The organism is Halorubrum sp. SS7, assembly GCF_005435055.1.
Taxonomy (GTDB): domain Archaea; phylum Halobacteriota; class Halobacteria; order Halobacteriales; family Haloferacaceae; genus Halorubrum; species Halorubrum salinarum.
Genome location: NZ_SGXV01000035.1, coordinates 1 through 4958, shown reverse-complemented (window position 1 = coordinate 4958; position 4958 = coordinate 1). Strand labels below are relative to the sequence as shown.

At 75.6% G+C, this 4958-nt stretch carries 8 protein-coding genes; 7 read left to right on the top strand and 1 reads right to left on the bottom strand.

What is annotated here, in order from left to right:
• From EXE44_RS15935 to EXE44_RS15905, 7 genes are all read left to right on the top strand, one after another.
• A partial coding sequence (locus tag EXE44_RS15935) for a tRNA-dihydrouridine synthase (RefSeq protein WP_137717919.1) occupies positions 1–774 on the top strand: 774 nt, incomplete at its 5' end.
• On the top strand, positions 771–1751 hold the full coding sequence (locus tag EXE44_RS15930) for a triphosphoribosyl-dephospho-CoA synthase (protein WP_137717918.1): 981 nt from the start codon (positions 771–773) through the stop codon (positions 1749–1751). The genes EXE44_RS15935 and EXE44_RS15930, both read left to right, overlap by 4 nt.
• Positions 1748–2383, top strand: coding sequence for a DUF447 domain-containing protein (locus EXE44_RS15925; RefSeq protein WP_137717917.1), 636 nt, complete (start codon positions 1748–1750; stop codon positions 2381–2383). Before EXE44_RS15930 ends, EXE44_RS15925 begins: the two co-directional genes overlap by 4 nt.
• Before the next feature lie 101 nt (positions 2384–2484).
• Positions 2485–2679: a 30S ribosomal protein S17e gene (locus EXE44_RS15920; protein WP_137717916.1), complete on the top strand. Its 195-nt coding sequence runs from the start codon at positions 2485–2487 to the stop codon at positions 2677–2679.
• 83 nt (positions 2680–2762) lie between these two features.
• Entirely contained in the window at positions 2763–3998 is a 1236-nt protein-coding gene (locus EXE44_RS15915) for a tripartite tricarboxylate transporter permease (RefSeq protein ID WP_137717915.1), read from the top strand.
• 122 nt (positions 3999–4120) lie between these two features.
• A complete protein-coding gene (locus EXE44_RS15910) occupies positions 4121–4300 on the top strand; it encodes an HVO_2753 family zinc finger protein (RefSeq protein WP_053770574.1) in 180 nt (59 codons plus the stop codon).
• A gap of 1 nt (position 4301) precedes the next feature.
• Positions 4302–4568, top strand: a complete 267-nt coding sequence (locus EXE44_RS15905; RefSeq protein ID WP_053770573.1) for an elongation factor 1-beta — start codon at positions 4302–4304, stop codon at positions 4566–4568.
• 129 nt (positions 4569–4697) lie between these two features.
• Here EXE44_RS15905 and EXE44_RS15900 read toward each other — a convergent pair.
• Positions 4698–4958 (bottom strand): DUF5809 family protein (locus EXE44_RS15900; RefSeq protein WP_241991846.1); only part of this gene is annotated, 261 nt, incomplete at its 5' end.

The window sequence follows — 4958 nt, the reverse complement described above, 5'->3', positions numbered from 1 at the left end:
TGGGCCCGGGCCGCGGCCGAGCACGTCGACGCCGCGCTCCTCGGCGGGGTCGCGCTCGACCCGGCCACCCGGGCGGCCGCTCGCGACCTCGTCGCGCGCGGGCGCTCCGAGTTCCTCCCCGCCGACCCGGTCGCGTTCGTCGCCGACCAGCTCGACGCGGTCGCCGACGCGCCGGTCCGCCCCGGAGTTAACGTCCGGAGCGCGGCGCCGGAACCGGTCCGAGAGGTCGCGCGCGTCTGCGCCGCCCGCGGCGCCGTCTGCGAGGTCAACGCCCACTGCCGGCAGCCGGAGCTGCGCGCGGTCGGCTGCGGCGAGTCGCTGCTCCGCGAGCCGGACCGCCTCGCGCGGTACGTCGCCGCCGCGGCCGAGACGGGCGCGACGACGAGCGTGAAGGTCCGCGCCGAGGTGCCCGGGGTCGACCTCGTCGCGGTCGCGGAGCGGGTCGCGGCCGCGGGCGCGGACTGGCTCCACGTCGACGCGATGGACTCGGAGGCGGTGATCGCGGACCTGGCGGCCGCGGTCGACGCGGCGGCGGCGCGGGACGGCGAGGGGACCGCGCTCGCCGACCTGACGCTCGTGGCCAACAACGGCGTCCGCGGCCGCGAGACGGTCGCCGAGTACGCGGGACACGGCGCCGACGCGGTGAGCGTCGGGCGACCGACGGAGGACCCGCCGGTCCTCGCGCGCGTCGCGGACGCGGTAGAGGCGTGGCGGGGCGGGGGGCTCCCGCGCGAGGCCCGCGGGCCCGAGCCCGGGCCGGGGGCGTCGCCGTGACCGACCCCGTCGACGACGCGACGCTCGCGCTCCTCGTCGAGGTGGCCGGGACGCCGAAGCCCGGGAACGTCGACCGGCGCCGCGACCTCGACGACCTGCGGTTCGAGGCGTTCCTCGGCGGCGCCGTCGGCGCGCGCCCGGGGCTCGAACGGGCCGCGAGGGGGACCGCCGGGGGCGCGGGCCCCGCGGTCGGCGACGCCTTCGAGCGCGCGGTGCGGGGAATGGCCGACCGCGCCGGGACGAACACCCAGTTCGGCTGTCTGCTGCTCCTGGTCCCGCTGGTGCGTGCGGCCGCGGACCCGGGCCGGGACCTCTCGCCCGCCGGCCTCGACGCGCTCTGTCGGGCGACGACCGTCGAGGACGCGGTCGCCTTCTACCGCGCGTTCGAGGCCGTCGACGTCGCGGTCGACGACCCGCCGCCGGGCGCGGACGACCTCGACGTGCGCCGCGGGAGCGACGCGGAGCCCGCGATCCGCGATCGCGGCGCGACCCTGCGGGACGTGCTGGCGCTCTCGGCCGACCCGGCGGGCGGGACCGACGACGACGACGAGGGAGCCGGCGACCGCGTCCCCGACCGCAACGCCGCCGAGTGGACCGAGGGGTTCCCTCGGACGTTCCGCGCGGCCGAGTGGATCCTGAGCGACGAGGGACCGCTCGCGGACCGGGCGGCGCGGGCGTTCCTGGGGCTGCTCGCCGCCGAGCCGGACACCCTCGTCGCGTCGACGCGGGGGGCGGCGACGGCGCGCGAGGCGAGCGAGCGGGCGGTGACGCTGCTGGGCGTCGAATCGGCGGTATCGGGGGCCGTCGGCGGCGTCGACGCGGTCCCGACCGACGCCGTCCACGACGCCGACCTCGACGCCGCGGAGTCGCTGGCGGACGAGTTCGTCGACGAGGGGATCAACCCCGGGACGACCGCCGACCTCACGTGCGCGGCGCTGTTCGTCGCGCTCCGGCGCGGCGCGGAGGTGGCGCCGTGAGCGACGGCGGTCGGAGGGGTCGGGACGGCGTCGCCCCCGACGGCTGGCCGGTCGCGCTCCGCGGCGTCACCGAGTCCGTGGTGACGACGCTTGGCCCGAACGACCGGTGGAACGTCGCGGCGCTGGGGCTCCACGCGCCGGACGAACCAGGGGACCCGGTCATCGCGCGCACCTACGGGCGCACCCGCACGTGGCGGAACTTCAGCGAGCGCGGCGGCGGCGTGGTCCAGTTCACCGTCGACCCGCGGACGTTCGTCGACGCGGCGCTCACGGTCCGCGAGGCCGACGACCCGGTCCTCCCGAGCGCCGACGCGTGGGTCGAGGTCGAGGCCGAGGCGGTCGCGGCCGAGAGCGAGGGCGACACGACGATACGGACCTGGGAGCTGTCGCCGGTCGAGTCGGCGGTCGTGAGCGAGCGCGTGCCGACGGTGAACCGCGGGTTCGGCGCGGTCGTCGACGCCACGGTGGCCGCCTCGCGGCTCGACGTGCCGGCGTTCGACACCGGCGAGCTGCTCGACCGCCTCCGGTACTTCGCCGACGTGGTCGAGCGCTGCGGCGGCCCCGCCGAGCGCGAGGCGTTCGCGCGGATCGACGAGGCGACCGGGTGGCGCGAGCGCGCGGGCGACGAGTGACCCGGAGGGAGCGCGACGAGGCGAACCCCGCCGCGACTCCGGCTCGCGGCCGCTCGCGGCGGAACGAACCCTTTTAGTTCGCCCCTCCGGTACCGCTCGGTATGGCCATCAAACCCAAGTACATCAAACAGCTCGGGAACGCCCTGCTGGAGCGGTATCCCGACTCGTTCAACACGGACTTCGAGACGAACAAGGAGAGCGTCACGGCGCTGACGACCGTCGAGTCGAAGGGCGTCCGCAACCGCATCGCCGGCTACGTCACCCAGAAGAAGTCGCAGGCCGCGCAGACGGCGTAACCGCTCGGTTCGACTCGCACTGATTCTGCGACCCGTCGCGGCGCCCCACACCTTAAGCCCGGAGCCGCGGCCATCACGCCTCGATGGACGCGCTCGTGCGACCGGTGGTCGACCCGACGTTCGCGGCGGGCGCGCTCGCGTTCCTGCTCGGCGGCGTCGCGCTCGGGACCGCGAGCGGGCTGGTGCCCGGGCTCCACGCGAACAACTTCGCGCTGCTTCTCGCCGGCTTCGCCCCGTCGGTGCCGGCCGACCCGCTGTTCGTCGGCGTCGCGATGCTCGGCGCGGGCGTCGTCCACTCGTTCCTCGACATCGTCCCCGCGCTCGCGCTCGGCGTGCCCGACGCCGCGACCGCGGTGGCGGCGCTGCCCGGCCACAGGCTGGTGATCGCGGGGCGGGGTCGGGAGGCGGTCCGGCTCTCCGCGCTCGGCTCCGGGCTGGCGGTCGCGCTCGCGGTGCCGCTGGCGGTCCCGGTCACGTGGCTGATGGTGCGGTGGTACCCGGCGCTGCGCGCGCACCTGCCGCTGCTGCTCGGGGGCGTCGTCGCGCTGCTCGTCCTCACCGAGTCGTCGCGGCGAGCCGCGGTCGGCGGGCTCGTCGCCTTCCTCGCGAGCGCCGCGCTCGGGTTCGCGACGCTCGACGCCGACCCCGCCGCGCCGCTGTCGACCGGCGGGGTCCTCGCGCCGCTGTTCGCCGGACTCTTCGGCGTCCCGGTCCTCGTGGAGGCGCTCGGCGGCGAGGGGGTCCCGCCGCAGGCGGACCCGCGGATCGCGATGCGAGCGCGCGACCTCGGGACGAGCGCGGGGGCGGGGTCGCTCGCCGGCGCGGTGGTGGGGTACGTGCCGGGCGTGTCGGCCGCCATCGCCGCCGTGGCCGCGATGCCCGCGGTGCCGCGCGCGTCGGCGGACCGCGGGTTCGTCGTGGCGACGAGCGGCGCGAACACGGCGAACACCATCTTCGCGCTGTTCGCGCTGGTCGCGCTCGGAACGCCGCGCACGGGCGTGACCGTCGCGATCGATCGGGCCGGCGTGCCGTTCGCACTGCCGGTGCTGCTCGTCGCCGCCGCGACCGCCGCGTGCTTCGGGTTCGCGCTCGTCGTGCTCGTCGGCGACCCGTACCTCCGGGTCGTCGGCAACGCCGACTACACCCGGCTCTCGGTCGGCGTGCTGGGACTGCTCGCCGCCGTCTCGTACGCGTTCGCCGGCGCGTACGGCGTCGGTGTGCTCCTCGTCGCCGGCGCGCTGGGCCTCGTTCCGCCGCGGGTCGGCGCGCGGCGGGTCCACCTGATGGGCGTCCTCATCGGTCCGCTGATCGTCGGGTGACGGCCCGGTTCGGTCCTCGCGACCCGCCGCCCCGCGCTCCGTCGAGCGGGACGGTACCGGCCCGCACGGTCCGTTCCGGCGAAAAGAACAACGGTTAAAAGTCGCCGCCGGTGAGTACGTGTATGAGCCAGAGCGACTCTCAATCGACTCCGCAGTGCGTCTCCTGTGGAATTCAGGTGTCCGGCATGAACGCCGCGCAGTTCTCCTGTCCGGACTGCGGCGCCACCATCTACCGGTGCGCCAAGTGCCGGAAGCAGAGCAACCTCTACGAGTGCCACGACTGCGGGTTCCGGGGGCCGTAAGATGGGCGACGTCGCCGCCAAGATCAAGGTCATGCCGAACAGCCCCGAAGTCGACCTCGACGACCTCCAGGACCGCCTGGAGGAGGAGCTCCCCGAGGGCGCGAAGATCCGCGGCTTCGAGCGCGACGACGTCGCGTTCGGGCTGGTCGCGCTCCTCCCGACCGTTATCGTCCCCGACGGCGCGGGCGGCACCGAGGCCGTCGAAGAGGCGTTCTCGCAGGTCGAGGACGTCGAGTCCGTCACGGTCGAGAACGTCGGTCGCCTGTAAGGCGCCTACCCGTCCGCCGCGAGCGCCGGCACCGGCGTTGGCGGTTCGATTCTGCGGCTCCGCTCGTCTCGGCGAGCGGCTGCTCCGCGGTTCGCGACCGGCGTGTCGGCGACCGCAGCCGCGGTCGGCCTATCGGCCCGACTCGTAGAACTCCTCGCGGTACACGCGCCCGAAGGCGTTGCGCCGGAGGGTGCTGGCGGCCGCGTCCGGCTCCTCTTGGTACGTCGCCGCGATCACCGCGTCCGCGAAGGGGATCGGGTGCCAGACGACGTTGTCGACGTTGTCGGAGCCGATCTGCGTCACGGCCGCGTCGTCGAACTCGCTGTCCGCGAGCCACGCGTCGAACTCGTCGCGGTCGCCGACGTGGACCGCGAGCAGCTCGGCGAACGT

What these genes read in the sequence shown, in the direction of transcription:
- EXE44_RS15920 (WP_137717916.1), top strand. Translation starts at nt 2,485, where the DNA reads ATGGCCATCAAACCCAAGTACATCAAACAGCTCGGGAACGCCCTGCTG.
- EXE44_RS15915 (WP_137717915.1), top strand. Translation starts at nt 2,763, where the DNA reads ATGGACGCGCTCGTGCGACCGGTGGTCGACCCGACGTTCGCGGCGGGC.
- EXE44_RS15910 (WP_053770574.1), top strand. Translation starts at nt 4,121, where the DNA reads ATGAGCCAGAGCGACTCTCAATCGACTCCGCAGTGCGTCTCCTGTGGA.
- EXE44_RS15905 (WP_053770573.1), top strand. Translation starts at nt 4,302, where the DNA reads ATGGGCGACGTCGCCGCCAAGATCAAGGTCATGCCGAACAGCCCCGAA.